23 protein-coding genes are annotated in these 25,755 nt (G+C 68.9%); 16 read left to right on the top strand and 7 right to left on the bottom strand.

The annotated features are described in order from the left end of the window. Nucleotides 1–65: 65 nt before the first annotated feature. On the top strand, nt 66–1,379 hold the full coding sequence (locus MUY22_RS25040; protein WP_247063120.1) for a DUF349 domain-containing protein: 1,314 nt from the start codon (nt 66–68) through the stop codon (nt 1,377–1,379). 78 nt (nt 1,380–1,457) lie between these two features. Here MUY22_RS25040 and MUY22_RS25035 read toward each other — a convergent pair whose 3' ends face one another. Beyond that, on the bottom strand, nt 1,458–1,931 hold the full coding sequence (locus tag MUY22_RS25035; protein WP_247063118.1) for a hypothetical protein: 474 nt from the start codon (nt 1,929–1,931) through the stop codon (nt 1,458–1,460). Further along, nucleotides 1,928–3,421, bottom strand: a complete 1,494-nt coding sequence (miaB, locus tag MUY22_RS25030) for a tRNA (N6-isopentenyl adenosine(37)-C2)-methylthiotransferase MiaB (RefSeq protein WP_247063116.1) — start codon at nt 3,419–3,421, stop codon at nt 1,928–1,930. The genes MUY22_RS25035 and miaB overlap by 4 nt, the downstream gene beginning before the upstream one ends. A 370-nt stretch (nt 3,422–3,791) precedes the next feature. Here miaB and MUY22_RS25025 point away from each other — a divergent pair, with 370 nt between their 5' ends. Both MUY22_RS25025 and MUY22_RS25020 read left to right on the top strand, forming a co-directional pair. Next, entirely contained in the window at nt 3,792–4,829 is a 1,038-nt protein-coding gene (locus tag MUY22_RS25025) for a toll/interleukin-1 receptor domain-containing protein (RefSeq protein ID WP_247063115.1), read from the top strand. Next, on the top strand, nt 4,789–6,498 hold the full coding sequence (locus tag MUY22_RS25020) for a hypothetical protein (protein ID WP_247063114.1): 1,710 nt from the start codon (nt 4,789–4,791) through the stop codon (nt 6,496–6,498). Before MUY22_RS25025 ends, MUY22_RS25020 begins: the two co-directional genes overlap by 41 nt. A 6-nt stretch (nt 6,499–6,504) precedes the next feature. Here MUY22_RS25020 and MUY22_RS25015 read toward each other — a convergent pair whose 3' ends face one another. Then, a complete protein-coding gene (locus MUY22_RS25015) occupies nt 6,505–6,795 on the bottom strand; it encodes a hypothetical protein (protein WP_247063113.1) in 291 nt (96 codons plus the stop codon). 329 nt (nt 6,796–7,124) lie between these two features. Here MUY22_RS25015 and MUY22_RS25010 point away from each other — a divergent pair, with 329 nt between their 5' ends. The 6 genes from MUY22_RS25010 to MUY22_RS24985 all read left to right on the top strand — a co-directional run bounded on the left by MUY22_RS25010 (nt 7,125) and on the right by MUY22_RS24985 (nt 15,319). After that, nucleotides 7,125–7,724 (top strand): TIR domain-containing protein, encoded by a 600-nt coding sequence (locus tag MUY22_RS25010; RefSeq protein ID WP_247063112.1) that lies wholly within the window; start codon nt 7,125–7,127, stop codon nt 7,722–7,724. Then, on the top strand, nt 7,725–8,705 hold the full coding sequence (locus MUY22_RS25005; protein WP_247063111.1) for a CATRA system-associated protein: 981 nt from the start codon (nt 7,725–7,727) through the stop codon (nt 8,703–8,705). Then, nucleotides 8,702–11,914 (top strand): CHAT domain-containing protein, encoded by a 3,213-nt coding sequence (locus MUY22_RS25000; RefSeq protein WP_247063110.1) that lies wholly within the window; start codon nt 8,702–8,704, stop codon nt 11,912–11,914. Before MUY22_RS25005 ends, MUY22_RS25000 begins: the two co-directional genes overlap by 4 nt. A gap of 701 nt (nt 11,915–12,615) precedes the next feature. Continuing rightward, nucleotides 12,616–12,885, top strand: a complete 270-nt coding sequence (locus tag MUY22_RS24995; protein WP_247063109.1) for a hypothetical protein — start codon at nt 12,616–12,618, stop codon at nt 12,883–12,885. Continuing rightward, nucleotides 12,882–15,101 (top strand): toll/interleukin-1 receptor domain-containing protein, encoded by a 2,220-nt coding sequence (locus MUY22_RS24990; protein WP_247063107.1) that lies wholly within the window; start codon nt 12,882–12,884, stop codon nt 15,099–15,101. Before MUY22_RS24995 ends, MUY22_RS24990 begins: the two co-directional genes overlap by 4 nt. Continuing rightward, nucleotides 15,098–15,319, top strand: coding sequence for a hypothetical protein (locus tag MUY22_RS24985; RefSeq protein ID WP_247063105.1), 222 nt, complete (start codon nt 15,098–15,100; stop codon nt 15,317–15,319). Before MUY22_RS24990 ends, MUY22_RS24985 begins: the two co-directional genes overlap by 4 nt. A 368-nt stretch (nt 15,320–15,687) precedes the next feature. On the opposite strand, the gene MUY22_RS24980 is transcribed toward MUY22_RS24985, so the two are convergent. Continuing rightward, nucleotides 15,688–16,341 (bottom strand): VWA domain-containing protein, encoded by a 654-nt coding sequence (locus tag MUY22_RS24980; RefSeq protein ID WP_247063103.1) that lies wholly within the window; start codon nt 16,339–16,341, stop codon nt 15,688–15,690. Nucleotides 16,342–16,621: 280 nt separating this feature from the next. Between MUY22_RS24980 and MUY22_RS24975 the strand changes: the two genes are divergently transcribed. Further along, the gene (locus MUY22_RS24975) at nt 16,622–19,591 is read left to right on the top strand and encodes a tetratricopeptide repeat protein (protein WP_247063101.1); all 2,970 of its coding nucleotides are present in this window, start codon (nt 16,622–16,624) and stop codon (nt 19,589–19,591) included. 60 nt (nt 19,592–19,651) lie between these two features. Here MUY22_RS24975 and MUY22_RS24970 read toward each other — a convergent pair whose 3' ends face one another. The 3 genes from MUY22_RS24970 to MUY22_RS24960 all read right to left on the bottom strand — a co-directional run bounded on the left by MUY22_RS24970 (nt 19,652) and on the right by MUY22_RS24960 (nt 21,963). Further along, on the bottom strand, nt 19,652–20,959 hold the full coding sequence (locus tag MUY22_RS24970) for a helix-turn-helix transcriptional regulator (RefSeq protein WP_247063100.1): 1,308 nt from the start codon (nt 20,957–20,959) through the stop codon (nt 19,652–19,654). 133 nt (nt 20,960–21,092) lie between these two features. Then, nucleotides 21,093–21,275 (bottom strand): hypothetical protein, encoded by a 183-nt coding sequence (locus tag MUY22_RS24965; RefSeq protein ID WP_247063099.1) that lies wholly within the window; start codon nt 21,273–21,275, stop codon nt 21,093–21,095. Nucleotides 21,276–21,396: 121 nt separating this feature from the next. After that, complete coding sequence (locus MUY22_RS24960) at nt 21,397–21,963, bottom strand: NUDIX domain-containing protein (RefSeq protein ID WP_247063098.1); 567 nt, start codon at nt 21,961–21,963, stop codon at nt 21,397–21,399. Between the two features lie 386 nt (nt 21,964–22,349). Here MUY22_RS24960 and MUY22_RS24955 point away from each other — a divergent pair, with 386 nt between their 5' ends. The 6 genes from MUY22_RS24955 to MUY22_RS24930 all read left to right on the top strand — a co-directional run bounded on the left by MUY22_RS24955 (nt 22,350) and on the right by MUY22_RS24930 (nt 25,748). Further along, nucleotides 22,350–22,949 carry a toll/interleukin-1 receptor domain-containing protein gene (locus MUY22_RS24955; RefSeq protein ID WP_247063097.1) on the top strand — a complete coding sequence of 200 codons (600 nt, stop codon included), beginning with the start codon at nt 22,350–22,352 and terminating at the stop codon, nt 22,947–22,949. Then, the gene (locus tag MUY22_RS24950; RefSeq protein ID WP_247063096.1) at nt 22,946–23,290 is read left to right on the top strand and encodes a hypothetical protein; all 345 of its coding nucleotides are present in this window, start codon (nt 22,946–22,948) and stop codon (nt 23,288–23,290) included. The genes MUY22_RS24955 and MUY22_RS24950 overlap by 4 nt, the downstream gene beginning before the upstream one ends. Nucleotides 23,291–23,431: 141 nt before the next feature. Further along, a complete protein-coding gene (locus tag MUY22_RS24945; protein WP_247063094.1) occupies nt 23,432–24,163 on the top strand; it encodes a hypothetical protein in 732 nt (243 codons plus the stop codon). 42 nt (nt 24,164–24,205) lie between these two features. Then, on the top strand, nt 24,206–24,721 hold the full coding sequence (locus MUY22_RS24940; protein ID WP_247063092.1) for a hypothetical protein: 516 nt from the start codon (nt 24,206–24,208) through the stop codon (nt 24,719–24,721). Further along, nucleotides 24,718–25,560, top strand: coding sequence for a hypothetical protein (locus MUY22_RS24935; protein ID WP_247064533.1), 843 nt, complete (start codon nt 24,718–24,720; stop codon nt 25,558–25,560). Before MUY22_RS24940 ends, MUY22_RS24935 begins: the two co-directional genes overlap by 4 nt. Continuing rightward, the gene (locus tag MUY22_RS24930) at nt 25,557–25,748 is read left to right on the top strand and encodes a hypothetical protein (protein ID WP_247063090.1); all 192 of its coding nucleotides are present in this window, start codon (nt 25,557–25,559) and stop codon (nt 25,746–25,748) included. The genes MUY22_RS24935 and MUY22_RS24930 overlap by 4 nt, the downstream gene beginning before the upstream one ends. Nucleotides 25,749–25,755 lie beyond the last annotated feature (7 nt).

Raw genomic sequence — 25,755 nt, 5'->3', positions numbered from 1 at the left:
ACCCGGCCCCGCCGCACCGGCGGGGCGCCCGCGCCAGCGGGCGTACAGGCGATAAGGAGCCTGCGATGGCCCAGGAGAACACTTCCACCGGTACCCCGGCCCCGCACCCGGTGCCGCACGCGCTGCACACCGGGCACGCCGCACCGCCCGTGCCGCCCGCCGAGCCCACCCCGTCCACCTGGGGCCGGGTCGACGAAGAGGGCACGGTCTACGTCACCACCGCCGAGGGCGAACGCGCCGTCGGCGTCTGGCAGGCGGGCAGCCCCGACGAGGGCCTGGTGCACTTCGCCCGCCGCTTCGACGACGTGCGGACCGAGGTCGAGCTGTTGGAGACGCGCCTGGTGTCGGGCGCCGGCGACCCGAAGCACGCGCTGTCGAGCGCCACGCAGCTGCGCGACGGGCTGGCCGAGTCCGCCCTGGTCGGTGACCTGGCCGCACTGGGCGCGCGCCTGGAGTACGTCATCGGGCACGCCGAGAAGGCCCTGGCCAGCGCGAAGCAGGAGCGTGAGGAAGCCCGCGCCGCGGCCGTCACCCGCAAGCAGGAGCTGGCGGAGGAAGCCGAGAAGATCGCCGCCGACTCCACCCAGTGGAAGGCGGCCGGCGACCGGCTGCGCACGATCCTGGACGAGTGGAAGACGGTCAAGGGCGTCGACCGCAAGACCGACGACGAGCTGTGGAAGCGGTTCTCCAAGGCCCGCGAGGGCTTCAACCGGCGTCGTGGCTCCCACTTCGCCGAGCTGGACAAGCAGCGCGCGTCGGCCAAGACGCGCAAGGAAGAGCTCATCGCCGAGGCCGAGGCCATCAGCGAGTCCGACGACTGGGGCGACACGGCGGGCCGCTACAAGGACCTGATGACCGAGTGGAAGGCCGCCGGCCGGGCCCCGAAGGACAGCGACGAGGCCCTGTGGCAGCGCTTCCGCGCCGCGCAGGACAAGTTCTTCGCCCGCCGGTCCACGGTGTTCTCCGAGCGCGACGCCGAGTTCTCGACGAACGCGTCCCGCAAGGAGGAGCTGCTGGTCGAGGCCGAGAAGATCGACGCCGGCTCGAACCTCGAAGCGGCGAAGAACGCGCTGCGCAAGATCCAGGAGCAGTGGGACGAGATCGGCAAGGTCCCGCGCGAGCGCATCCGCGAGCTGGACGGCCGGCTGAAGGCGGTCCAGGACTCGGTGAAGTCGGCCGAGGACTCCCGCTGGCGCCGCACGGACCCGGAGGCCCAGGCCCGGGCCGCGCAGTTCCGCGAGCGCGTCGAGCAGTTCGAGAGCCAGGCCGAGAAGGCCCGCGCGGCGGGCGACGAGCGTCGCGCCAAGAAGGCCGACGAGCAGGCCGCGCAGTGGCGCGAGTGGCTGCAGGCCGCGGAGGCGGCCATCGCCGACCGCTGAGTCGTCCCTGGAAGTGCCGTGAAGGCCTCCTTACCGGCCATAAGAGCCGGTAAGGAGGCCTTCACGGCTTTACGGTGGTTACGAGCGGGAGAAGGCTGTCCGCATCCACTGGACGGCGAGGCAGATCATCGCGATCCAGGCGATGATCAGGCCGGCGCCGGGTCCGCCGCCGGCGGCGCCGGGGGCGTGGGACGACTGCTGGGACCAGATGGCCAGGAGGCCGTCGACCGAGGCGAACCAGCCGCCGGCGGCGCAGACCCAGGCCAGCCACCACCGGCGCGTCACCAGCGCGAGCGCGGACGCGACGACGCCGACGGCGGTCGACGTCGCGGCGAACAGCTGCGGGATGCCGCCGCCCTCGCCGGCCAGCACCTGCCAGCCGACGTGATCGCCGACCCAGGGCAGCAGCAGGCAGCCGAGCAGCACGAACGTGAACACCGCGATGGTGAACCCGCGCCGGCCGAGCTCCACCGTGCGGGACGCCTGCTGCCCGACCTCGTCGATCTCGGCGGCCAGCTCGTCCAGCTCGCCGGACTTCTGCGATTCGGTCACAACGCACACCCGCTCACCGGTTCGGGCCGGACCGCCGGGGCACCGAAGCCCGGCAGGCCCAGCGTGACGCCGTTGGTCTTGGGCCGCAGCCCCGCCTCGGCGTTGTCGCCCGCACGCGTCCGCCGGTGCGAGACCAGGTCCCCGTCGGCGACCATGTGGTGCGGCGCGCCGTAGGTGACGACCGTCTCGACGATGTCGCCGGGCCGCACGCCGCGGTCCACGGCCGGTCCGGTCGGCGCGAAGTGCACCAGCCGGCCGTCACGGCCGCGGCCGCTCATCCGGTGCGTCTCGGCGTCCTTGCGGCCCTCGCCGTCGGCGACGAGCAGCTCGACGCGGCGGCCGACGATCTTCTTGTTCTCGTCCCAGGAGATCCGGTTCTGCAGCTCGACCAGACGCTCGTAGCGTTCCTGGACGACCTCCTTGGGCAGCTGGCCCGCCATCGTCGCGGCCGGCGTGCCGGGGCGCTTCGAGTACTGGAAGGTGAACGCGCTGGAGAAGCGGGACTCGGCGACGACGTCCAGGGTCGCCTGGAAGTCCTCCTCGGTCTCGCCGGGGAAGCCGACGATGATGTCGGTGGTGATCGCCGCGTCGGGCATCGCCGCGCGGACCTCGTCGAGGATCTTCAGGTAGCGCGCGGAGCGGTAGGACCGCTTCATCTCGCGCAGCACCCGGTCGGACCCGGACTGCAGCGGCATGTGCAGCTGGTGGCAGACGTTCGGCGTCTCGGCCATCGCGTCGATCACGTCGGAGGTGAACGCGGCCGGGTGCGGCGAGGTGAACCGGACGCGCTCCAGGCCGTCGATGGCGCCGGTCGCGCGCAGCAGCTTCCCGAACGCCAGCCGGTCGCCGAACTCGACGCCGTAGGAGTTCACGTTCTGGCCGAGCAGCGTGACTTCGAGCACGCCCTCGGCGACGAGCGCCTCGACCTCGGCGAGGATCTCGCCGGGCCGCCGGTCGCGTTCCTTACCGCGCAGGGCGGGCACGATGCAGAAGGTGCAGGTGTTGTTGCAGCCGACCGAAACGGACACCCAGCTCGCGTAGGACGATTCGCGGCGCGCGGGCAGCGTCGACGGGAAGGTCTCGAGGGATTCGAGGATCTCGACCTGGGCCTCGGCGTTGTGCCGCGCGCGCTCCAGCAGCACCGGCAGCGACCCGATGTTGTGCGTCCCGAACACGACGTCCACCCAGGGAGCGCGCTTGACGATCTCCCCGCGGTCCTTCTGCGCCAGGCACCCGCCGACGGCGATCTGCAGGTCCGGGTTCGCGGTCTTGTCGGGCCGCAGGTGCCCGAGGGTGCCGTAGAGCTTGTTGTCCGCGTTCTCCCGGACGGCACAGGTGTTGAACACGATGAGGTCGGGCTTGGCCCCGCTGTCGACGGGCACGTAGCCGGCCTCTTCGAGCTGCCCGGCGAGGCGCTCGGAGTCGTGGACGTTCATCTGGCAGCCGAAGGTGCGGATCTGGTACGCCCTGGGTGCCTGTGTCTCGGTCATCGTGATTCAGGGTAACCCCCACCTGACCAGGTAAAGGTTCCGCCCTACCTCGGGGACCGCAGGTCGAAGGGTGACGAAGCACCCTTCGTTGCTCCGTCGACGAGGTCAAGGGTGCCGATCAGGCTTCGCGACCGAACGACTGATTGAACGCGCAGCTCGACGATCCCGTGCCGCTTTTCGTGCCCGGCAGTGCAGGCCACGAAGATGGGCTCCCTGATCGGCGCCACGAGCTGAGGACCGGCACGCGATCGCGAAAGTTGCCAGAACGTGGACAAACAGGTCCGGACGGCCTGGTGAGTTGGTGCCGTCCGGTCACCGCCAGTAATGTCGGGCCCGGGATCAGGGAGGTCGTGTCCGAGAGACGTCTGGGATGATCGGGGAGAACACGCGGGTGCCGAAAGTGTTCATCTCCTACGCCCAGGAAAACTCCGCCCACTGCCGTGAAGTCCGGCGGCTCTGCGAGTTGCTGCGGGAAAACGGCGTCGACGCGTGGATCGACGAGTACGACACGCACGTCCGCCAAGACTGGGTCGACTGGATGGCCAGACAGGTCCAGCGCAGCGATTACGTCCTGGTCATCGCCTCGCCCGCCTACCGCGCCCTCAGCGACGGCGACCTCTCCGCGGAGGTATACCGCGGGATCCGCACCGAATGGAAGCTCATCAAGGAGCGCGTCCACGCCGACGGTGACGACGGCTTGGTCAGCGTGCTGCCGGTACTCCTGCCCGGCCGCTCCATCGGCGAGATCCCCGCCCTCTTGCAGCCCCACTCCGCCTCGCGCGTCGCCGTTGCGAAGCTGACCCGCGACGGCGTCGACGACCTTCTGCGGATGCTGACCGGCCGGCCGGTCCATCCGGCGCCGCCGCTGGGCGCTCGCCTTCCTCCATCACCAGAACACAGAGCCACGGTCACCGTTCCGGTGCCGACGTGGCCGCGGCGGGCGTGGCTGCCCGCGGTCGCGGGGCTGGTCACGTTCGTTGCCGGACTGCTGCTCGCCACGACGCCCGACGTCCGGGTGCCGGGTCTTGTCGCGGTCGGCGCAGGCCTTGCGTTGCAGGTGCACGGCTTCCGTGCACGCCCCCGGGCAGACGACCGCTCGGTGCTCGCGCTGCGAGCCCGCGCGTTGCTGGAGGAGATCGTCACCACCGAAAGCCGGACGTTGCAGCGGCTGCTCGGCGACACCGGCGACCCGCAGCCGGCCGACGTGCGCTTCCTGCCGTCGCTGGTGCGATGGCGCCCGGACAACACCACCGCCACCGCCGGGTCACTGTCGACGATCAGCCGCTACTACCAGGACCTCGATCCGGAGCGGCTCCTGAATCCTGGGCGCACCCGGCGCGGGCAAGACGGTCCTCGCCATCCAGCTGGTGCTGGACTTGGCGGCCGACTCCCTCGCCACCGGCCGTGATCAGGCGGTACCGCTGCGGCTGAGCTTGTCGGCGTTCGCAGTGCCCGATGCCGAGACTCCACCGGTCGACGTCCGGGCCCGGCTGGACGCGTGGATCGCGGAGCACTTGACAAACGTCTACGGGGTGAAGCAGGCCACGGCTCAGGCGTTGGTCAAGGGTGACTGGATCATCCCGGTGCTCGACGGTCTGGACGAAATCGACCCTGAAGACGGCCTTCCGTTGAAGGCCCGACGCGTCTTGTCCGCCCTCAACGTCACGCTGGGGCGGGTGAAGTGGCGAGGGGTCCTGACGTGCCGCACGGCCCAGCACAACAAAATCATCGAGGGCGACGAGACCGATCCCGACTACGCACTGCAGCACGTCAGGGCCGTCACGGTGCAGCCGCTCGAAGCCGGTGAAGTCGTCGCGTGGCTTACCCACCGCTTTCCCGACCCCGACCCCGACGCGGAAGACGGTATCCAGGCCCGCTGGCGGCCGGTCGCGGCCGCGCTGCGCGAGGATCCGGACGGCGACCTCGCACGCTGCCTCAAGTCCCCGCTTCGGCTCTACCTCGCCGTTACGGTCTACCGCAACCCCGCCACCGTTCCGGCCAAGATGTGCGGGCTCAATGGGGCTGCCCTGGAGAACAACCTGTTCAGCAGATTGGTTCCGGCGATCACGAGGGACCATGTGTGCCCGGACGGTACTCGGTACGACGCCGCGGAGGTCGACCGCTGGCTGCGGACGCTCGCCGCACACCTGGGCCGCATGGTGAAGCTGGGAGAGTCGGCGACGGACTTCTACCTGAGCGACCTGTGGCGAACCACCGGCTCACCACGACGGCCGGGCTTGCGCATCCGTTGCCAGGCAGCACTCCTGGCTTCCGGTGCTGCCGTCATCCCACAGCTGATCGGTTCTCGGCTGGTGCCGGACACTCGTCCGGGCTGGTCTTTGGCTGCAGGCGTGGGACTTTTCTTTTTCCTGGCATGTTTCTTGATTTATACGCCGACCAAATTTCCCGGCCGGGAGGCGCCGCAAATCAATCTGCGGTACATTCGTACACTAAAAGGTCGAGCACGTCTTTCTCGCGGAATTAGAAAAGTGTTCTTAAGTAGCGTGACAGCGGGAGCGCTACTGGGCACACTGTATGGATCACTGCCTCCCGGCAGAGAGATCGCGGCAGCCCATCATGCCAGTATTGTAGTCGGACTTATTGGATTCATGATGGCTGGCATAGTGATATTCTCGCCTCTCGGGATTGCACCCGGGGTCACACTGCAGGTCTTCGACGCCTTGACCGTTCCACACAACATTACGAATAGACCCAGCGATCCGTTGCGGCAGAACAGGCTCGGAGTGGCCGCCTATGTGCTAGCGTCTTCACTCGTCGCAATGGCGGTCGTGGTCATTGCGCCATTGATTCTTGGCGTACTGACCTCGGTCGAGGCCATGATGATAGGTTCTTCTGTCGTACTTTCGTTCTTCATTGTGGGCATGAGCACTTTTCCGCTCTTCCTTCAGCACTTCCTGACGGTTCGCGGGATGGCTCGCCGTGGCGAGCTGCCGCGGCGCCCGGACAAGTTCGCCGATTGGGCCTACGGTGCCGGGATCTTCCGGCTCTCCGGTACCGCGACCCAGTTCCGGCACCTGGTGGTGCAGGACCACTTCGCCGGCACACCTGAAGATTGAAGCCGGTCAAGCCGTCGGCGGGATGTCGTCCGGTTGCCTCACCGTGGGGCGGATCAGGTAGCTGGTTCGCCGGTAGTGTGGTCCGACGAGGAGCAGCAGGTCTTGCGTCTCCCGGGACATGGTTTCCAAGTGGCGTTGGAGTTCCTGACCGGCCGACGGGAAGGCCTGCCGGACGAACCGCGGCCGGGACGGCCGCGGTTCATCACCCGACCGGGTCAAGCAGGCGATCACCAAGGACTCGGAAGGAACACCGGGCAAAGATACCCACTGGCCAACGGGGTTGATGGCCTCGATCACGGGCCTGGAATTGTCGACTGATCCTCAGTTCGTGGACAAAGTCCGTGACGTCATCAGTTTGTACGAGGCTTTGACGGAGAACACGTTGGTCCTGGCGGCGGACAAGAAAACCGGATGCAGGCGATCGGCCGGATCGCACCGATCCTGCGTTCGGCATCAGCTGCAACGCTCCGCTCATCGCAGCGTCACCGCACCGAAATAATACGTGCGGCAATGGACCGAGACACCAGTGTCACGACAAATTCCGGACAGATCCCGGACAGCCCAGCGGGCATCCCTCCGGATGGGTTATCGTGCGTCGAGCAGAGCACGTGGAGGGGCGGCGGGCAGTGCCGGACTACGAGTACGACATCTTTCTCAGCTACCGCAGATCGGGAGCGGGCTTGGCTGGCGAATGGGTGCGCAATCATTTCCACCCGCTGCTGCGCGACTGCCTGGCCGACGAACTCGCCACCCCACCGCGCATCTTCCTCGACGTCGAGCAGGAGACGGGGACGTACTGGCCCGCGCGGCTGGAACGGGCGCTGCGGCACAGCCGGCTGCTTGTCGCCGTGTGGTCGCCACCGTACTTCCAGTCGCCGTGGTGCCTGGCGGAGCTGACCACCATGTCGGCCAGGGAGCAAGTTGCCGGTCGGGCGAGCCGGCACGACGACCGCGGGCTCATCTACCCCGTCGTGTTCGCCGACGGCAGGCACTTCCCCAAGCAGGCACTGCTGCGGCAGGCGGTCAACCTGCACCATGTCACCGTCGGCCGATTGACCTACCAGGACTCCCCGGAGTTCTTGGAACTGCACCGGCAGGTGCAGAAAGTCGCCCAGGAGCTGGCTGAACTGCTCGACCACGTGCCCGCGTGGCAGGCGAACTGGCTGGTGTTCCGGCCCAAGGACCTCGTACCACAACGTCCGACGCTCCCCCGTCTGGAGCTGTGAATGATCACCGCGTTCCACTCCTCCGCGCTCGGCCAGCGCGTCTTCGCGGCTCGGGCCGCCGCGCAACTGCACCGCTGGGGCTACCGGACCCTGTTGGTCGAGGCCGTGTCCGGGCCCGGAGGAATCCTGCCGGAGTACGCGGACGCGGGTGGGCGCGAGCCAGCGAGCTACCCGGAGCCGGGTGCAGGTGCGCCCGACGTGGTTCGGCTGGGCCGCACAGCCGATCTCGACGAGCTGTACGCCGACCACGGTCTTGGCTGGCACCTGGAAGACTGCGCCACCTCCTGGCGGTCGGCCTACGACCACGTCGTGGTCGACGCGGGCTCGGGCCTGGACGACGCGACAGGGATCTGCCTCGCGCAACTCCCCGACACTCTCGTGCTGGCGGGTGAACCCGGCTCGGTGGCGAGCCTGGCGACCGAGGCGAGCCGTGTCCGCGACCAGCTCCCGTTCGGGCGGGGCAAACTCACGGTCTTGCCACTGCTCACCGGCGTGGGTGACACCCGTGCACCCCTGGCACTCCTGGACGCGTGGGCCGGCCGCGACACTGACCGCGCCCGCCTGCTGACCGTGCTCGCGACGTCGCTGGCCGATGGCGACGTCGAGCCCGTCACGGCGTTGCTCGCCAGGGACTTGGCAGCGACCGCCCAACTCGTGGCCGACCGGCCGGCGTATGTGCGCGGTGCGGCTCGGGTCGTCACGGCCAGGTCCGACCAGGTGTACGAGGACGCTGCCGACGTGCTGACCGATCTGCTGGAGTGGGAGCTCGACCCGGCGCAGTGGGCGTCGATCGAACACGAGCTCGCGCTGCTGGCCGAGGCTCTGCGCGCCGGGTCGGCCAACGTCGTGGACCAGCTCACCCGTGGGCTGGAGCTGGCCGCACCGGTTCTGTCGGTCGGTACCAGCGGGGACGCCGTCTCGATCCCCGCGTCGGCGCGGGCGCTGGTGAAGACCTCCCTCAACCTGCTGGCAGAACGGTGAGCCGCGCGGGAGACCTGCACGCCCGGTTGGCGGGGGTGCTCGCCGCGTGGGACCAGGCGACGGGCGATCGCCGCTTGTTCGACGCCGAAGACATGGTGGCTGAACTGCTCGCTGCCGCCCGGCTGGAGTCGCCCGACAACCTTGCGTCGCCGCGAGTGCTGCGTGCTGTCGCCGACTGGCACCTGCGTTGCGGGATGATGCTCGACGCGGAGGGGGACAACCTGCGGTACCAGTACTGGCTGGCAATCCTCGCCGCGGTGGCCGGCCATGACCCCTCCCTGGTGCCGGAGAACAAGCTCGCGGTACTGGCACCCGACCTCGACCCGCTGTTCCCGCGCTCCTGGTCCGCCTCCGACCGAGGTGAGCTGGTCAACGCAGCCCACACCGCGGCTCGGATCATGCCCGAGTCCGTCGAACGTGTCATCGAGCTCCTCCGGCAGGCGCTCGGCACTGTTCCGGAAGGACACCCCGACCGGCCCGAGTTCCAATACATGCTCGGCATGGGCCTGCTCGACCGGTACCGCTTCCGCAGTCACCAGAACGATCTCGACGAGGCCATCGCGAGGTTCGCCGAGTCGGCTGGTACCCCGCAGGGGAGGCCGCACCACTCCCAGAGACTGGTGGTGCTGGCGAGCACCATGCGGGAGCGGGCGCAGTTGCGGCGGTCCCGCGCGGAGTACGACGACGCCGTGCACGCGGCGCGCACCGCGTTCGCTGCCACCCACCCCGGTGGACCGGGGCACACAGCCGCACTCGCGATGCTGGGCGGAATCCTGTTCAGCCGCTACCTCGTCACGCACCTCGACCAGGATCTGAACGAGTCGGTGACCACCCTCCGCCACGCCGTCCAGCTCCCGCACGACCTGTTCGTCGTACTGCCCTCCACCCAGATCACGCTCGGCAACGCGCTGCTCTCCCAGTGGATGCGAGACGGCGACCTGGCCCTGCTCAACGATGTGGTCGCCGTCTTCCGCTCGGCGGTCGCCGGTTCTCCCGCCGGATCGCCCGAGTTCGCGCGCAGCCAGCAGGCCCTGGCGATGGCGCTGTCGTACCGCTTCGACCAGTACGGTCAACTCGAGGACGTGACCGAGGCGATCGACCTGACGGCGAAAGCGGTCCGGGCAATGCCCACGGGGCACCCCGAGTACGCGACGAACCTCGCGCACCTCGCCGGGTACCGGCTGCTGCGCCACGGCGTGACCCAGGACACGCTCGACCTGGACGAGGCCCTCGTCGAGATCTCGGCAGCCGCGGCGAGCGACCAGCCCATGGACCGCGAGGCGGTGCTGCTGGGGCTCGCCTCGGTGTCGAAGACCCGTTACCAGCGCACCGCCGACCCGGCCGACCTGCTCCAGGCCATCGCCAGCACGCACCAGGCGCTCGACCTGTACCCGCCCGACCACACCGACAGAGCCGCGGCTGTCGGCAACCTCGGCGCCGCCTACCACCTGAGGCACCAGCTCAGCACCGATCCGCGTGACCTGGACACGGCGATCGACCTGCTCCGCGAATCCATTCAGGACAGTGCGACGGCCGGCGACCGGGCGCAGCGGCTGGTCAACCTGTCGATCGCCCGGTTCGATCGCTACGAGCTGACCGGCGATCCGGCGGACGCCCGGCTCGCTGCCGCGACAGCACGCGATGCTCACGCCCTCTCCGCCGCACCTCCACACCTGCGCCTGGACGCCGCCAATCGCTGGGGCCGCTACGAGATCGCGGTCTCCGGCGACCCCGCAACCGGACTGCCCGGACTCGCCGCCGCCGTGGAACTGCTACCACGCGTCGCGTGGCGGGGTGTGGACCAGAACACCCGGGAACGCGTGCTCGGCGACTGGCAGACCCTGACCGGCAGGGCGGTCGCCGCCGCCATCGCGGCGGGCGAACCGGCCACGGCGGTCGAGCTGTTCGAGCTCGGCCGCGGCGTGCTCTGGAGTCAGCTCCTGGAAACCCGCACCGACCTGTCGTTGCTGTCCGACGTGGCTCCCGAACTGGCTCGCAGGCTTGAAGACGTCGGCACGGCCCTCGATCGGGACGACCAGGCCGGAACTGAGCCGTTTCCCAGTGATGCGCGTGTCACGTGGGCGAGTGAGTGGGATGACCTGGTGGGACGAGTCCGCTCGATTCCCGGGTTCGAGTCGTTCCTCACCGCGGCGGCTTTCGCGGAACTGCGCACCGCCGCGCAGGCCGGTCCCGTCGTGCTGATCAACGTCAGCGCGTGGCGCTGCGACGCCCTCGTGCTGCATTCCGGCCTCGATGAACCCCAAGTCGTCCCACTCCCCGAACTGACGCTCGGCGAGACGACCCTCCGGGGCGAGAAGCACGCGTCCCTGCTGCGGTCCCTGGGCGAGGTGGGCGACCGAGACGGGCGCGCCGACCTGCAGGTCGCGATGTCGGAGACCCTGCGCTGGATGTGGGACACGATCGCCGAACCCGTGCTCACGGAGCTCGACCGGCCCGACCGGATCTGGTGGTGCCCGAGCGGGCTGCTGACGTTCCTGCCGCTACACGCAGCAGGCAACGAGACCGATTCGGTGCTCGACCTGGTCGTCTCCTCCTACACACCGACCGTGCAGGCCCTGTGCCGTGCCATCGGAGCCACTGATCCGGCGCCGGATCGCCGGAGCCTGCTGGTGGTCGCCACACCGCGCACGCCAGGCGCACGCACGGTACCCGGGGTGGGCCGGACCAGGGCGCGGCTGGAACGGCTGTTTCCCCGGCACACCACCATCCCACCGGAGTACGCGACCCGGGCGACCGTGCTGGCGCAGCTCGCCGGGCACGCGTGGGTGCATTTCGGCTGCCACGGCGCTCAGGACCTCGACGCGCCCTACCAGGGCGGACTGGTCCTCCTCGACGACCGGCTCACCGTGGCCGACCTCACCCGGACTCCCAGCGCTGCCAACGCCGAATTCGCCTTCCTCGGTGCGTGCGAGACCGCCGTCGGGGGCAGCAAGCTGCCCGAAGAGGCGATCAACCTCGCCGCGGGTATGCAGTTCGCCGGCTATCGGCACGTGATAGGCACCCTGTGGTCGGTCGCGGACACGGCCACCGTCCGGGTCGCCCGCGACGTCTACGACGCGCTCGCCCGAGACGGTGAGCTGGACGCCGCCGGATCAGCGAAGGCGCTCCACGCAGCCGTACGTGCCTTGCGGAACCGCCACCCCGGCACACCGAGCATGTGGGCACCCTATCTCCACGTCGGCCCGTGACCGGGACGGATCAGCGGTGCCTGACGCACGTGACCTCGCCGGCCACCTGTTCCCGATCCTGCAAGACGCGGCAGCGACCAACCGCCAGCTGGTTCTCGGTCATCGGTTATCAGGGTAAACCTGCGCTTGTCCGCGTCTCGGAGTCCTCCGGGGCAGAGCTCCGGTTCCACGCTTTACCCGACGCGGCAGCCGCGAAGAACGCATCACGGTCGTCGGTCCGGGCAAGCGGGCAGCGCAGTGATGGATCGGCACCTTCACCCCGGAAGCAGTCAGGACATCCGATCGGGCGAATGCCGTAACAATGACGTGCCACCCGGGCGATCCAGGGGACGTTCCGACTCGACCACGACTGGACAGGCGGTTCCGATGCGTGTCTCCCCCCGGGCGCTCAGCCCTATCCGGGGCACCGCTCGCTATGGGCTTGGCTCGCCAAGTGGTGCGTCGACGCGAGTGACCGACAGCCCGAGCCCGTATTCCTTGGCCTGGCACCGGCGGCCGAAGAACACCTGTCGCAGATCAGTGCGGCCGCCGGCCGGGTTTCCCGAGCTCCACGCGCCACCTTCGAAATCGAGCCGTCCTCGACCTGGCTGGCTGAAGGCGAGCAACGGTTCGCGGACGACGTGGGAGCACACAACGGTTCACCGGAGTCGATCGCGGCCGGCGGAATGCTCGCTCTGAAACACGGACGCCGCGACGGAGCCGTGCTCGACCTGTACGTGCGGACCTTGCGAAACGTACGGAAAGTCGACCCTGACGCCGACGTGGGCGCCTCGGTCCGGGAAGTCACCCACCGCCTGAGAACGATCTCAACCGCGTGCCAGGACGCGGGCGTCGATCCGTCGCTCTACCTCGAAGCGCTGGCCGACCTGACCGCAGCCGCACCGGACGTCGACGTCCGGACGGTCCTCTGGCGGAACGCGTCGCCACAAGAACTGTTCGGCGAACACGAGATCCCGGAGGAACGAAGATGAGCACGGTCGTCACCGGCGAGACGATCATCGTCGACCACTCCAACGACTCCCACAGCGACCTGCGGGTGTTCTTCGCCGTCGCCGAGGAACGAGGCCACGCCGCGGCATCGGTGGTGGTCGACGAAGGCGGCCGGCCAGTCACCGATCCGTGCTACTCGGACCGGATGGGCGCACCCCACCTGCCTGGCGGTGCCTGGGCATTCTGCCGATCGCCGCAAGCGGAAGCGCTCGGGTTCCCGACAGGCACGGACTTCGTCCGCACGCACGCACCCCATCTGAGTTTCCTCGGTGGGTCCCCCTACCCGGCTGAACCACACTTCCACCGTCAGCTCTACATCCAGGAGTTCGGTCAGCCGGAGTCCCGGCTGCAGATCCCCGGTTGCTCGGCCGGACCGGTCGCGTGGCGGCCGGACGGCCGGAAGGTCTGCGTGCTCGACGAGCGCCTCGGCCGCTTTGCCGCGCTGCCGGACGCGGCGAAGTACGTGCTCTGGGAGTACGACCTCGCGCTGGGGCAACGACGCCGGGTCGTCGACCTGCCTCCGGCGTGGCCCCTGAGCCACGTCGAATTGACCTACAGCAGTGACGGCCTGTGGCTGCACCTGTGCGACTGGATCGGCGGCGCCAACTACCTGGTGGGCTTGGCGGACGGGATCGTGGTCCCGCTCCCCTTCAGGTCGGTGGGCGCCGGGTGGAACCCGGGAAACGGGGCGAACGCGATGACGGTGACCACTGTCGAGCCGATGACCGGCCGGCTGGTCATCCACGACTACGACGTTTCGACCGGGTCAATGGAACAACGGTCGGACATCGCCTCGTCGAACGGCCTTCCGCTGGCAGTCCGGGAGCTGTCGATGTCGACGGACGGCAACCGTGCTCTGGTTACCGCGCCCCTGGGTGCGACCGGGCTCGAGCAACAGCGCCGCGGTGGGGTCAACGTGGCGGTGGTGATCGACATCGTGGACGGTGCGGTCGATCCGGTGTTGCCGGTGCGCTTCCGGACCCCGGGTGCCCAGCGCCGCCACACCAGCCCGCGATGGTGCGAAGAACCCATCGTTTCGCCGGTCCCCACCACAGTCGCCGACACCTTGCTGGCCGGTGCCGTCCGCCCGGTGCACCTTCCCGACCGGCCCGAGTTGCTGGGAGACCACCTGGAGCGCGGGCTGGAGGCCGCACTGGGCATCGAGCAGGCATGGGCATCGGGACGAGTGCGGCCGCCCCTGTTCGCCGGCGAACTCGTCCAACACGCGCTCAGCTGCTACGAGCTCGATCCCGACGCCGGCGATGCCATCCACACGCGGCTGCGCGAGCAGGCCGCACACGACCCGATCGCGCGAGCAGTGGCGCGGTGGATCGGTACCGACCGGAACCGGCCCCACCGATCGTGGCGGACGAAGGAGCTGACCACCCTGGCTCACACGGCCGGAGAACCACCGAACCTCGACGAACACGCGGAGATCTTCAGCGACGGCCGACGGGGATGCGTCCCATCGCTGGATCTGCTGATCGCGGCCGAAAGCGGTGCAGATGCCTGCGCGCCGGCTCGCGAACTGGTGGCCGCGCTGGCCGGGCGCCGGGGTGGCAGCGAACGCACCTGGGAACGGCTGGCCACCCTCACAGCCGATGCCGTACGTCACCACGACCACCTGTTCGCTGTCAAAGCAGGCTTGGCCACAGCGCTCTGGAACGAATTCTTCCTGCAGGATGCGGCGGCCCGGGCTTCGGGACTGGGCGACTCGCCAGAGGGCCTGGAGACGGGAATCCTGATCGACTGCGTCGAGGCATGTGCCCACCTTCCCGGACACGAAGTCGTCGGGGGTGACAGCGTCGCCGTCTTCGACGTCGCCGACGTCCGGCTCCGAGTCCAGCTCCGCCTCCAAGAACGGGATGCGCAGGATTACTTGAACACCACGAGCCGAGCGGGCACCCGGCGGCCGCCTGCTCAGGTTCCGGCGCCCGATCCGGGCGTCCGAGACGAGGAAGGAGCTCCATTGCCGAGCCGGAAGAGGATCTTCGTTTCCTATGTGCGGGAGGACAGCTCGACGGTCGACCGTCTGGTGACGGAGCTGGGCGAGCACGGGTTCGACGTCTGGATGGACCGCACACACCTGCTCGCCGGTCAGGTGTGGCGATCCGAGATCAAGAAGGCGATCCGGGCCGGCGACTATTTCATCGGGTGCTTTCCGCCGCTTATGCCAGCAAAGATGTCTCGTACATGAACGAGGAGCTCATCACCGCGGTCGAGCGGCTACGGTTGATGCCACAAGGACGGCAGTGGTTCATCCCCGTGCTCCTCGGGCCGTGCGCCCTGCCTGAGCTGGCCGTCGGCCCGGGCCGGACGCTCGACGAGCAGATCCACCACGTCGACCTTTCAGCTGACTGGGCGGCCGGGATGTCGCTGCTGTTGCGATCGCTGGGGTCAGCGCGGATTTCGTGAACCTGTCATTCCCCGGGCTCCTTCTCCGTCGAGGTCCTCTCGGTCAGCCATCATCTTCGCTGGGGTGTGACGACAGCTCGGATCGTCACTGACGGTCTGCAACTGCCTGGCGGACGGCCGACGGAAGTCCGTCCGAGATCGCAGGCCTCGGGCTCGCGGTCGGATCGACGGCAATCCCCGCAGCTGTGGTCCAAGTCGCTTCTCGACAGACTTCCGCCGGTGTCCTACCGCTGCTCCCGCTGCCGGCGCGGCACATCCGCACGCGTCACCGCGGTAGCTGCGCCACGACCCGCGCTGATCAGTGCCGCCGCCGGCAGCCGCCCTCGCCGTCGGCGTCGGCGATCGAGTGGGATCGTTCGGCTCCGGGCTCAGACCGAAGATCGCTCCAGCGCGGTGAAACCGGACACTTGGGCCGGCACGTGCAGGTCGTCTCCGGCCGCGCCGGACAGGAACAGCGAACTGGCCAGCGTTTTCGCGAACTCGCGGATCACGCGGCGTGGCGTCACGCCGGTCCGGCTCAGGTATGCGCGGTAGGTACCGATCTGGCTCATCGTCGCCCGGTCGGCGTCCCCGATGCCGAACGCGATCATCCGCGGCCGAGCCGGCCAGCTCCGGTCCACGAGTCTCGCGTGGGCCGCGGGCCAGTCCGCGTGATCGGTCGGCTGCCCGTCGGACAGGAAGAACACGGCGGGTCTGTAGATCGAACAAGATTCTGCCCGGAGCCGCTCGACGTCGTGTTCGATCGTTTCGCGGAGCGTGGTGAACACGGCGCCGAAATTGGTCTCCGCGCCGCCTCTCAGCTCCGGCTTGCCGATTCTTTCCGCCCTGCGGGAGAGCGGCGCGACAACACGGGCTTCCCGGGAGAAGCCGATCACCCCCAGCCGAGTCCGGCCGGCCAGGGCCGGATCCGTGCGTACGACCCGGTACACATCATCGAGGCTGTCATTCAGCAGGTCCAGGTGATCGGCCATCGAATAGGACTCGTCACAGACCACGTAGAAGGGCAGGATTCGATCGGACATCGGATTCTCCTCGTCTGGGGAAGGCCGGTGATTCACCGCGACCGCGGGACTCGCCCGCCGCTCCGCAGGCCCCACTTCGAGGGGGTCCCTGCGGGCGCTCCCCGACAGTCTCACATCCCGGCTTGGACCAAGCGTGGACCGCGGGTGGACCTCGAGTTCCGCTTCAGGTCACGAAAGGACGGAAAGTGGACGAAAAATGGACCACAAACCGAACGTGTTCTCATCCCCCGAGCGATCGGTTTCACTGAGAGTGTCATGACACCGCGTCGAAGGAGACGGCATGGAAGTACGCCTGTTGGGGCCGTTCGAACTGCGAACGAGCGGTCAACCGGTCGAACTCGGTGACTTACAGCAGCGGTACATCCTTGCCGTCCTCGTGCTGCACGCGAACCGCGCGATATCGGCCGAACGGCTCACCGACATCGTCTGGAACGGGGTGGAGAAGCCGAAGACCAACCTGGTCCCCGGCTACATCGCTCGCTTGCGCAAGATCCTCGAGCGGGGTGAGCAGACCGACCGGCCGGTGATCGACCGCGTCGCGACGGGCTACGTGCTGCGGATCGCGCCCGAGCGGATCGACCTCGAGCGGTTTCTCGCGTTGCGTGACCGGGCACACGACTGCGCCGACCGTGCCCGGCGGCTCGCGCTGCTGCGCGAGGCCGCCGAACTGTGGCGCGGCCGGTACCTGGAGGACCTCGACCACGACCGCGTCGGCTCGACCGGTCTGTTCTCACCGGAAGAGGCGTACATCGACGTCCTGGGCGACCTCGCCGAGCTCGAGCTCGGCGAAGGAAACCACCGGTGGGTCCGCGATCGGCTGCAGTCGTTGGTGAGTGCCGAGCCGACGCGGCACCGGCTCGCGGGGCTGCTGATGCGGGCGTTGGTGGCCAACGGCGACCGCGTACAGGCGGTGAACGTCTACCACGACACCAGGGCGGCGCTCAATGACTACGGTATGGACGTCCCGGTCGAGCTGCGGCGGTTGGCGAAATTCGCTCAGCTGAGCGGGCGGCGCGTCTTGCTGCCCAGCCGGCCGCCCCGCTTCGGGGGTCGAGGGCGCGAACTGGCGAGGATCGAGTCGCGGTTGCTCGTCGCAGCCGCCGCGCACCGATCGGCGACCTTGTGGATCAGCGGGATGCCGGGGATCGGCAAGACCGCGCTCGCCGTCCAAGCGGCCTACCTCCTGCGCGAGCGCTTCCCCGACGGGCAGGTGCTGGTGCAGCTCGACGGCTTCACCCCGGAGGTGGCCCCAGTGACCACCGAGGACGCGCTGGCCGGCCTGCTGACGGCGCTCGGGGTCCCGCCGGAACAACACCCGCCGACGATCAGTCAGCGCATCGCCAGTTACCAGGCTGCGCTGGCGGGCACACGCACCCTTGTCGTGCTGGACAACGCGGCGGGCGAAGAGCAGACACAGCAGCTCCTTCCGATCGAGCCCGGCTGTGCCGCACTGGTCACCAGCCGGCGAACCGGAGGTCTCGACATCGCGGACGAGATCCAGCTGGGACCGCTGCAGCCCGAGGCGGCCATCGAGCTGTTTCACGGCCTCGTCGGCGCCGATCGGGTCCGAGGTGAGTCGGCGCTCGTCGACAGCCTCGTGGTGCGGTGCGGCTATGTCCCGCTCCCCATCAAGATGCTGGCCGCGCAACTTCGGCTGCACGGGTCCTGGTCCCTCAGCGAACTGACGGCGCTGCTCGACGAGTCGGGACCGTGGCGGGACGCACCCGGGCTGACCGGACGCGCCGCCGGCGCCTGCGCGGTCTCCTACGGGCAGCTGGACGAGCTCGAACAACTCCTGTTCCGGCTGTTCGGGCGGTTGCCTGGACACGATCTGAGCGTGCCCGCCGCGGCCGCCCTGGTGGGGACGACTCCTGCGCGGGCGCGGGAACTGCTGGAGGGACTGCTGCGGGCGAGCCTGCTGGAAGAACCCGCGCACGGGCGGTACCGGATCCTCGATCCGCTCAAGGAGTACGCACGTGGCCTTCACACGCACGCGGACACGGACACGGAACGACTCGGTCCGCTCCTCGACTTCTACCTCGTCACCACGTCGAACGCGATACGTGCCGCCTACCCCTTCGACCAGGACCGTCAGCCGGCCGTCCGGCGAGAGTGCCCGTCCGCGGTGGAGTTCGGCGACAACCAGGCGGCGCTGACCTGGCTGTCCGGGGAACGGCTGAACCTGCTCGCAGTGATCAGGTATGCGGCGCGGCAGGACTTCTCCGAGCACACCTGGCAGCTGGCCGTGCTCTTGTGGCGCTACTACTACGCAGGTGGCCTCATCGAGGATTGGTCCGAGACGCTCGAGCTCGCGCGGAAGGCGCTCGAAACCGACGAGGCCGGACGGGCCGGACTTGCCTACGTCCTGCTGCGGCTGGCCGGAGCGCACCGGACCGCGGGGAGGGCCTCGCAATCGCTCGAATTGGCCACTGAGGCGCTGCGTCTGTGGACCGAGCTGGGTGATGACCTCGGCCAGGCCGGCGCGCTGTGCGCCATCGCGACTGTGGATTCGGATCGGGGCGACAACGCGTCGGCGATCACCCACTACGAGTCGGCGCTGACGAAGTACGAGCGCGTCGAAGACCTCCGAGGCCAGGCCTATGCCCTCAGCAACGCAGGACAGCTCCACGAGCTGCAGGGCGATCTCGAGTTCGCCGAAGCGCGGCTGGTCGCGGCCACGGACCTGCTGCGCCGGCTCAGCCACACCCAGGGCCTCGCTCACACGTTGGACAACCTGGGTGTGGTGCGGCGTCGGCTGGGCCGGCACGCCCAAGCGCTCGCGAACCACGAAGAAGCCCGAGCGCTCGCCAAGGAGGTGGGTGACCGCAGCTGCGAGGCCTACGCGCTCAACAACATCGGAGTGGTGCACCGCCTCGAGCAGCGGCTCGAAGACGCCGTGCAACACCACGAACTTGCCCGCGCCGTCGCCGATACGGTCGCCGAGCCCGGCTTGCGCGCCCAGCTGTACATGGACCGGGCCGCGACGCAGCTGGAGCGCGGGGACCGCCGCCAAGCGCTGACGACCTACCTCGCGGCGCTCGACCTCGCCCGCGGAACCGGCGACCGGGGCAAACAGGCCCACGCACACCGCGGCGCCGCGCAAGTACTGCACCAGACCGGCGAACACGTCTCCGCCGCCGTGCACTGGCACGCTGCGCTCGAGGCCTTCGACGGACTGGGGTGGACGGAGGCGGAAGACGTGCGAGCCGAGCTCGCCCGGCATCGGTGCAGGTGCAGGGCGGAGGGCTAGGCGGTGTCCGGCAAGTCAAAACTCTCGGTCTTCGAGCAGACAGACTTGCTCCGGCACCGCCTAGGCGGGCGGAACCCGGACAACCCGCAACGCGCGACCGAGTTCGGGCAGCAGTTCGCGAACCGCCGGGTGGTTGTGCCACCGCGCCAGTGTTCGCGAAAGCTGGCGGAGGTCGATCCGCACGGTGGCGGAGTCGACGTGCGCCGCGTCCTCGAGCACCCCGCGAGTGAGCGAGCAGGCGTGCTCGATCTCGCCGCTGCCCGCGTGCGCCAGTGCGTGACGCGCCCCGAACCGGGCGCGAGCCCTCCGCGCCTCCGCGGCGATCCTGGGCAACTCCCGATCGAGCACTTCCGCGGCGTCGGCGGGACGGCCGAGGTCGTAGAGCGACCAGCCTTCGGCCAAGGCGACTTCGTCGACGACGCTGGCGGAACCGAACACCGGTCGCGATGCCGGGAGCGACGTGCCTTCGGACAGGAGCACGCGCGCGCGTTCCAGTGCGCGCAAGTAGTCGTCGGGGGCGCCGGCCAGCGCGTGACCCTGCGCTTCGCAACGGGCCGCGAGTCCGAGGATCCGTGACCCGACTGACGGATCGGTCTGCGCGCGCACGGCCAGCTCGACCGTGGCGAGGGAATCCTGTTGGTACAAAGCCAGTTCGGCCTGCCGCACAAGTGCGTAGACACCGAGGTGGAGGTCGCCGCCGGAGGCCGCGAAGTCGACTGCTTTCGCCGTCCACCACGCCGCGGCCCGATCGTCACCGGCCTCCTGGCTCATCCAGCCCGCGTACTCCGCGGCGCGCGAAGCGTGGACGAGCAACTCATTGCGCACTTCGGGCGCCACCGGCCCCCCGGCGAGGGAGCGAACCGTGTGCACGTGAGCGACGACCTGGGGCAGCACGATGCCCGGACGGCTCGTAGTGCCGAGTTTGCGGTACTGGTCGAACGCGCTGTGCAGGCCGGCGATCGTCGTGGGGTCGGCCGCCGACCAGGCGCCACCGGTCAGCGCATACCCCACCGCGATCCCGAGCCCGGCGAGGACCTGCCGCCGCGGGAGACGGTGAAAGCCGGATGTCCCTTCGGTATCCATCACCATCACCCACACTTCATCGTCACTCCCCTCGTCGCCGTTTGCGGCTTCGGGCCGGGGTTTCGGCACTTCGGGTTTCGCAGAGACGATCATCGTGACGAGTGCGCCGCCGGTTTCGAGCGCACTATCGCAGCGCTTCGCGATATCTGCCGTCGGCGCACTCATGCCATTTTCGATCTTGCTCAGGTAGCTCTTGCTGTAACTGATCTTCTGAGCGAGTTTATCGAGTGACAGACCGCGGCCTTGTCGCAGTTTCCGCAAAGCTTCCCCGAACGACTCGACCACGCTCGCCTCCCCGTTTCGCGAGGTTCACCTGCAGGCAGTACAGCACCGTCGCAGAGCGAAAGCAACGCACCGAACGGCAATCCGGCCCCTTGTCGGAAACCCACCGGAAGAACCGGATTGCCGTCCGGGCCGGTCAGTCGATCCACGAGTGCCCGTTGGGGGCGGCCAAGGGCGGCGACGTCACGACCGGGCCCGACGTGGACCCCCCGTCTGCGAGCGACGTGACGACGCCGAAACCCGGGACGGTGAGGGCGACCAGCGTGGCAGCCGCGGCAGCGAACTCGACAAGGGTGCGGAATGACAGCGAACCAGACATGACGACTCCTCGGAATTTGTTATTCCCAAGCGCGATTGCGCTTGTTCCGAGGATTCATCCGAAACCGGTCAATCGACAATACGTTGCACGTCTCCTGCGTTTCCGGAAACGGTGAACGGGCTCAGCGCACGCCCAGTGCGCGAACCATGAGCAAGGCGAACGAGCTGCCGGCGTGGGGCATTCGACCGTCGATGACCAGCGACAACGCCTCTTCGAAGGGGATCAGGTGTACGCGCAGGTCAGCTTCGCCGGGTTCCAAGCGCGCAGTGCCGTGGTCGAGCCTCGTCGCCAGGAACGCGTGGTCACGATGGTTGGTGAAGGAATCCGCGCAGTTGACGGTGCCGAGATGACGCCAGTGCAGCGCGGAGATCCCGGTCTCTTCACGCAACTCCCTTGCTGCTGCGCCCCGGGGATCGGAGTCGGCGGCGTCGATCCGGCCCGCGGGCAGCCGCCACTGGGTTTGCTCGTGGGTGTAGATCCATTGCCGCGTCACGGCGACACGACCGTCTTCCGCCAGCGCCACTGTCGTCACGGAGCCGCTGGACACGACGTGGTCGTACCGGCCGGCGGAACCATCCGGGCGGACGGCCGCGTCCCGCCGGACGTCGAACCACGGCGACGAGAACACACTGGCGGAACGCAGCCGCGACCAGGTACGAGGTGGGGGCTTCGGCCCGTCGTCGATCACTTCCCGAGTCAATCACAATGCCCTGCCGAGCGGTACACATCCGATCCATGCCCGGTCCATCGGCGCCACGCATCATCGTCGCAAACGGGTGAAGGCGGTGTCCGCGTACCCGATCACCGCCCGAGGACGGAAGCACGAGCATGATCGATCACCGTCGTACGAAAAAGCCGGGACACCGCCTCACGACGGTCATCTCTCACCAGAAGTAACGTTTCAAAACACCGTAACGAGGACGAGCTCGACGTCGATCCTTAGAGCGTCGAATTCACCGGAGTAACGTCGAGTTCCACTTCGAACTCGATTGTCGAATGCCGTCGAATCCTGTAGGCGCCCCCACTGTGCGCCGGATTGTGCCTGGCAGGGCGCGCAGAAGGGAGAAATGATCGATGCGCCGCATATTCATCAGCTACCGCACCGAGGACAGCGTGCACGTGGCACGGGAGGTTGCGACCGGATTCGCGAAGAAGACCGGCCGGCACCGTGTTTTCCGCGACCGCGACTCGCTTCTGCCAGGCGAACTTTACCCGGAATCCATCCGAGACGCGGTTTCCGCAGCCGATCTCGTGCTCGCGATCATCGGACCTCACTGGCTCGGTGCTCAAGATGCGGACGGCCGGCCAAGGCTGGCCGATCCGCGAGACTGGGTCAGGTCCGAACTGCGCACCGCCTTCGAGCGCGGCATCCCGGTGGTTCCGGTGCTCCTCGACGATGTACGGCTCCCGTCCTTCGTGGAGCTGCCTGCCGACATCGGATCGCTGTCTCGGTCGACTTTCCGGCGGCTCCGTGACCAGACCTTCGCCACCGACCTCCGTGGACTGATCGACGAGCTCACGGACGCCGGCGAGGAGACCGCAGCCGAAGGTCCCGGCCGGCAGGTGCCGAGCGGCCCGCAAAACCAGTACACATCGGTGTCCGGCGGGACCAGCTACATCAGTCAGGGCACGCAGACGGTCAACAACCACGGAGCAGGAGGTGGTCGGCGATGACCTCGCCACCTGATCACGGACGCGATCCACGTGGCCGGCAGTTCAACCACACCGAGGGCGGCACGAACTACATCTCCCAGGGTGAGCAGACGATCCACAACGGGGACTACCTCGACCGAAGCGACCGCCGGAACACCTACCACCAGATCTCGCGAGCCCGCTCGTACGCCGGCCGGTGGGTGCTGGCGATCGCGCTCATCGACATCGTCTACTTCGCTTACGGAGCCGCAGCCTACAGCGGCAACGCGGACGATCACGGCGATCTCGTCCGGGCGGTGATCTTCTTCGTCCTGCTCGCCATCACGGGGAGCCTGATCCGCCGCTGGTTCCGAGCGGGCTGACCCCGCTCAAACCCGATCCACGGTGGACGCTTCGCGCGGTCCATTCCCGATCCACCGCCGTTCCACTGAGCCGGTACAGGCTCGACGTCACCACCCCCAGATGTCCGGCGCACGCCGCGCCACCTTCCGCCAGGAGGCGTCATGCCGAAGAACCCGGAACGAGAGTCCGAAAAGCTGCGCAAGAGAGCGCTCCGGTACAGCCTCGTGGCCCGGCTGGCCGACCGCCGGGCCGGGCGCCAAGACGGCAAGTCGGGATTCCCCGCTCTGCCGGCGGACAGCGAGTTCGCCGCGACGCCGTACCACGGGGTGCGTCAGCACCATCTCAACGTGTTCGCCGCGCGCGAGCTGCTCCGGCAGGAAGAAGACATCCAGCCGCTCGTCCGCCGCCGGGAAGAGCTCGAGGGCGAGATCGCCGGTGCCGAGGAAGAGGCGGCCGACGCCCGCACCCGGCTGGCCGCGGTGCCGGCGGTGCCTGCGGAGGCCGAGCTGATCCGGCGCAACGCCGTCGAGTCCGGAGTGGACGACCAGCTGGTCCGGACCCGGCGGCAGCGGGAGCACGACCGGCGCCGGAACCCGCTCGTGCAGGCAGAACAACGCGCGGCGGAGCAAACCCGCGCCCTGCACGTCGAGCTGGCCCGGCTGCAAGGCGCGATCGTCGCCCGCAAGCGGCTGACCCTGGCCCGGATCCAGCTGCACCACGAACACGCCCAGCGACGGTGCCGCACCTACGAACGCCACCTCGTGCGGCGGCACCCCGACGGTGGCGCGCTCATCCCGCTGCTCCAACTGGCCCGGCCCCGGTTGCCGGGCTGGATCCACGAGCCCGATGCCCCCATCGCGCCCGCACCGCCCGAGCCCGTGGCACCGCGCTGATTCCCTCACGTTCCCGAACACCACCACCGCGAAGGATTCACCATGTTTCGCCGCCGCCGCGCCAGATCCGAACCGGCCCAGCCCACCTGGCAGGACGTCATGCCCGACCGCTCCGGCCCCGACAGCAAGCCCGGTCCCTTCCTGCAGCTGACCGAGATCGACCGCTGGCGCGCGGTGCCGTTCGACATGCCGCCCGCCCCGGACCGGGGCACGTGCCGTCAGCGCGTGCGCCAGCTCGTGGAACAGCTGGGCGACGCGGTCGACGAAGGCACCGGCGCAGCGCTCGATCTGGTCATCGAGTCCTGGGTGGCCGCCTGGATCGAATCCGTGCGCACCGAGTACCTCGACCACCAGACCGTGCTGGCGCTGCACCTCGGCCAGGCGACGCAGTACCGGCGCGAGCTGGAACTACAGGCCGGCCACGCGAGCGAAGAGCTGAACCGCCTGAACGAAGCGTACGAACGGTGCCGCGTCGAGCTCGCCGGCCATCCCCCGCTGGACGCCGGCCAGGAACGGCCGACGGCCGTTCGCGACGACGACGAGGAGGACGAACGATGAACTGGATCTTCGGCAACCGAAAGAAGCCGACCGGCTGGGCGGCCCCGGAACTGCTCGCCGGTCGTGGTTCACTCGGTCTCGTCGCGGCCGCGCTCCTCATCCTCGTCGGCGCTATGACCGACACCGCCGCGTTCAAGGCCGTGCTCGACCTGCTGCTCAACGAGGCCGAGGTCTTCTCCTGGCTGATGGCACTGGGCGCGACCGCGCTGGCGCTGATGGCCGCCGCCACCGCAGGGATCGCGCTCGCCGGGTTGCGCCACGGCCGAGCCGGGGTCGTCCCGGCGATCGCAGTGCTCACGATCGCCTGGCTGGCCCTGGGCGTCGTGCTGCTGGTGGTCCGCTGGCACAGCGCCGAGCTGACCGAGTCCGCGCTCGGGTTCGGCGCCGGAGCGGGACCGGACGCGGCCAAGGTCGAGCGTGGTCACTACGCCGCTTGGTTCTTCTTCGCCCTTTACCTCGTGAGCGGGCTGTGCACCGCCTTCGAAGCCGAACGCCTGTACAACCCCGTGTACTTCGCCCACCGTCGCTTCGCCCGCCGATCGGCGCAGCAAAGCACTGAAGTCGCCCGGCTGGCCGCGCTGAAGGTCCGCGCGGACTCGGTCGTCGACCAGTGCGTCGGGGAGTTCGACCGGGAGGACGAGCGGATGACAGCCGCGATCCGGGAGCGCCAGGCACTCGGCGCCGAGCTCGCGAACTACGCGAGGCACCTGATGGCCGTGCACATGCAGGATCCGGCGAAGACCGGCGTGACGGAGACCGGCCCGGTGCCGTTGCCGTCGTCCGGCCCGGCCGCGGAGCCGGACGACGACGGTGACGCGGAAATCCGGCGGGCCGGATGAGCCGGTGGTACCAGCGGTTCATCGGCCGGGAAGCCGCGGAAGCGCCGAAACCTCGCTGCCCGCACTGCCGTCAGGAGCTCGACGTGTGCGAAGCCTGCTCGGGCTCCTACGACCCGGGCCGGCTCTGCCAGGAGTGCATGTCGGGATTCGTCTGCCCGGCCTGCCGGCGGCACTGGACCTGGAACTGAACGGAGC

Origin of the sequence: Amycolatopsis sp. WQ 127309, assembly GCF_023023025.1 — a bacterium.
Classification (GTDB): domain Bacteria; phylum Actinomycetota; class Actinomycetes; order Mycobacteriales; family Pseudonocardiaceae; genus Amycolatopsis.
This window is presented reverse-complemented; position numbering and strand designations above follow the sequence as displayed.

Excerpts from the sequence above, each read along its gene's own strand:
- MUY22_RS25040 (WP_247063120.1), top strand. The coding sequence starts at position 66 with ATGGCCCAGGAGAACACTTCCACCGGTACCCCGGCCCCGCACCCGGTG.
- MUY22_RS24940 (WP_247063092.1), top strand. The coding sequence starts at position 24,206 with ATGTTTCGCCGCCGCCGCGCCAGATCCGAACCGGCCCAGCCCACCTGG.
- MUY22_RS25005 (WP_247063111.1), top strand. The coding sequence starts at position 7,725 with ATGATCACCGCGTTCCACTCCTCCGCGCTCGGCCAGCGCGTCTTCGCG.
- MUY22_RS24965 (WP_247063099.1), bottom strand. The coding sequence starts at position 21,275 with ATGTCTGGTTCGCTGTCATTCCGCACCCTTGTCGAGTTCGCTGCCGCG.
- MUY22_RS24945 (WP_247063094.1), top strand. The coding sequence starts at position 23,432 with ATGCCGAAGAACCCGGAACGAGAGTCCGAAAAGCTGCGCAAGAGAGCG.
- MUY22_RS25025 (WP_247063115.1), top strand. The coding sequence starts at position 3,792 with ATGATCGGGGAGAACACGCGGGTGCCGAAAGTGTTCATCTCCTACGCC.
- MUY22_RS24975 (WP_247063101.1), top strand. The coding sequence starts at position 16,622 with ATGGAAGTACGCCTGTTGGGGCCGTTCGAACTGCGAACGAGCGGTCAA.
- MUY22_RS24935 (WP_247064533.1), top strand. The coding sequence starts at position 24,718 with ATGAACTGGATCTTCGGCAACCGAAAGAAGCCGACCGGCTGGGCGGCC.
- MUY22_RS24990 (WP_247063107.1), top strand. The coding sequence starts at position 12,882 with ATGAGCACGGTCGTCACCGGCGAGACGATCATCGTCGACCACTCCAAC.
- MUY22_RS24930 (WP_247063090.1), top strand. The coding sequence starts at position 25,557 with ATGAGCCGGTGGTACCAGCGGTTCATCGGCCGGGAAGCCGCGGAAGCG.
- MUY22_RS24980 (WP_247063103.1), bottom strand. The coding sequence starts at position 16,341 with ATGTCCGATCGAATCCTGCCCTTCTACGTGGTCTGTGACGAGTCCTAT.
- MUY22_RS24955 (WP_247063097.1), top strand. The coding sequence starts at position 22,350 with ATGCGCCGCATATTCATCAGCTACCGCACCGAGGACAGCGTGCACGTG.
- MUY22_RS24985 (WP_247063105.1), top strand. The coding sequence starts at position 15,098 with ATGAACGAGGAGCTCATCACCGCGGTCGAGCGGCTACGGTTGATGCCA.
- MUY22_RS24950 (WP_247063096.1), top strand. The coding sequence starts at position 22,946 with ATGACCTCGCCACCTGATCACGGACGCGATCCACGTGGCCGGCAGTTC.
- miaB (WP_247063116.1), bottom strand. The coding sequence starts at position 3,421 with ATGACCGAGACACAGGCACCCAGGGCGTACCAGATCCGCACCTTCGGC.